We start from the raw sequence: 2,306 nt of genomic DNA on the forward strand, positions 1-2,306 counted from the left end.
CTCTGGCATCGCCAGACTGAAAGTTGAATCGTCGAATGGACGCTTCCGCTTTGAGCCACAGTATCCCGTGAAGGTCACCGCGACCGGTGAGGCATTCGGTGAGACATGCGTCTGGACGCTATCAAAAGCAAGTCAAGTCGACCACGCACAACAGTCGGGCCAATCACCTGGGCACGCTTGGCAACTTCTTCAGAAACGCGCGAACTCCTCAGCCGATTCAGCTCCTGCAACGCTAAATCTTCCGGTTGTGGCGTTCTACCGAGCAAATCGAAGCTGGAGTCAGGCTCAGCCGCACGAAATGCAGGCTGCGACACAACGCAACGCCAGGACGGACGGCTACTCAAGCTGGTGGGACGCATCTCGTGATTCGTCGTCGTTGCAAGGCTGGGTCATTGCAAAGTGCTTGGAGCGATTTCAGACCTCATCGGAGACCTCAATCGCGTTCGACGACATTGACAATGATGAGCTTGCCCTCGTCAATAAGGCGCTGGCAGCGGCCGTCGAGGATGTCAAAGGTTTGAGGTATGACCTCAAACAGAAGAGTCTTCTGATCGAGTGGCGCAGTCCGGTTAACGCAGAGCGCGGCCCAACACCTTTCGAAACCCTCAGCGACGGGCAGCGCGCGGTTATTGCCCTCGTCGCAGACATCGCGCGCCGCATGTGCTTGTTGAATCCGCAGCTTGGAGAAGAGGTTACGACCAAGACACCAGGCGTGGTCTTGATCGACGAACTCGACATCCACCTACACCCCCGCTGGCAGCGCAACGTGACCATGGGACTCAAGGCGGCATTCCCCTCGGTTCAATTCATCGTCGCCAGCCACTCCCCGCAAGTGCTGGGTGAACTTCGCCCCGAGGAGATCATTTTGCTGAGAGCCGGAGGCACAGACCATCCTCAAGTCAGCTACGGGTTGGATTCGAGCAGAGTGCTTGAGGAACTTATGGGCGCGACTGCCCGTACCTCAGACGTCGAAGAGGCCCTGTCCGAGCTGTTTGCCTCTCTTGAGCGCAATGAACTCGAAATCGCTCGAGGGCGGTTGACGACGTTGAAGCGCTTAGCACCGGGCATCGCCGAAATCGGTGGAGCCGAAGCCCTGCTGAAGCGCAAAGAGGTGCTCGGCCGATGAAGTACGTCACGAAGCAGCAGTCCCCGGAGCTGTTCGAGTCGTGGAAAGCAAAGGAAAGTGAAGACTGGATACCCACTTTCGAGGCCCTGCAGAAGCCCGAGAAGCCCGCACTGCTGCATGCGCTGCTTTCGGAGCAGGGCTGGGTGTGCTGCTACTGCGGACGCGGCGTGTCGATGACCGACAGCCACATTGAGCACTTCCGCCCGCAGGTTCTGCGGCACGACCTGGAACTGGCCTACGAGAACCTGCACGCCTCATGCATCCGGGAGACGAATCCCGGGATGCCGCTTCACTGCGGTCACGCAAAAGGACACGGCTTCGACGAAGAGCGCCATATCTCCCCGCTGGATGCCGGCTGCGAGGAGCGCTTCCTCTACACGCTACGGGGTGAGGTCCTGGCCGCAGACCGTTCAGACAGCGCCGCCGAGTACATGCTGGACCTCCTGGCCCTGGACATCCCATTCCTTCGCAATCGCCGCGAAGAGGCCTTGAGCATCTTCAGCGCCGATTTCCTCAACTCCGTCACCGCTCAGGAACTGCGGATGCTGCGCGATGCATTTCGAAGGCCGGATGCGCAGGGGCGTGCGCCGAGCTTCGGACATGTCGTGGCGCGGTATGCCGAGCAGTGCCTTTCGGACAGCACGGCCGCGAACGACAACGCCCCTGCCGGAACGTAGGCAGGCCTCAACTCCCCATCCCCGCGGCCCGCAACACCCGCGCGCACACCCGCAGCGTCTCCGCCGGCGACGACGGCTTCGCGATGTGCGCGCTGAAACCCTGCTCGATCGCACGCTGCCGGTCCTCGGGCCGCGCGAAGGCGGTCAGCGCGATCGCCGGCACGCCGCTGGTGCGGCGCACCTGCCGCAGCAGGGTGTAGCCGTCGATGTTCGGCATGCCGATGTCGCACAGCATCAGCGTGAAGGCCCTGCTGCCCACCAGCGCCAGCGCGGCCTCGGGACTGTGGGCCGCCACCGCATCGACACCGTACTGCGTGAACGCCGCCACCAGGATCGTCCCGGCATCGATGTCGTCGTCCACCACCAGCACGCTGGCGCCCTTCAGCGCGAGCAGCTCGTCGCCCGGCGGCAGCTCGTCCGGCATGGCCTCGGAACCTCCGGCCGGCGCGCCCTGCAGTGGCGAAGGCATGCGCAGCGGCAGCGTCACCGTGAAGCTGGTGCCC

Annotated in this window: 3 protein-coding genes; 2 read left to right on the forward strand and 1 reads right to left on the reverse strand. The window is 62.7% G+C overall.

The features are described 5' to 3' along the window. Both AC1D01_RS30815 and AC1D01_RS30820 read left to right on the forward strand, forming a co-directional pair. A partial coding sequence (locus tag AC1D01_RS30815) for an AAA family ATPase (protein WP_477873225.1) occupies positions 1-1,126 on the forward strand: 1,126 nt, incomplete at its 5' end. Further along, the gene (locus tag AC1D01_RS30820; protein ID WP_477873227.1) at positions 1,123-1,803 is read left to right on the forward strand and encodes a retron system putative HNH endonuclease; all 681 of its coding nucleotides are present in this window, start codon (positions 1,123-1,125) and stop codon (positions 1,801-1,803) included. The genes AC1D01_RS30815 and AC1D01_RS30820, both read left to right, overlap by 4 nt. Positions 1,804-1,810: 7 nt before the next feature. Here the strand turns inward: AC1D01_RS30820 and AC1D01_RS30825 are convergent. Beyond that, the coding region (locus tag AC1D01_RS30825; RefSeq protein WP_477873229.1) for a response regulator at positions 1,811-2,306 on the reverse strand (496 nt) is incomplete at its 5' end.

The sequence above is a fragment of the Rhizobacter sp. P3_B12 genome (assembly GCF_056402895.1).

Coding starts and splice junctions, on each gene's coding strand:
- AC1D01_RS30820 (WP_477873227.1), top strand. CDS start 1,123: ATGAAGTACGTCACGAAGCAGCAGTCCCCGGAGCTGTTCGAGTCGTGG.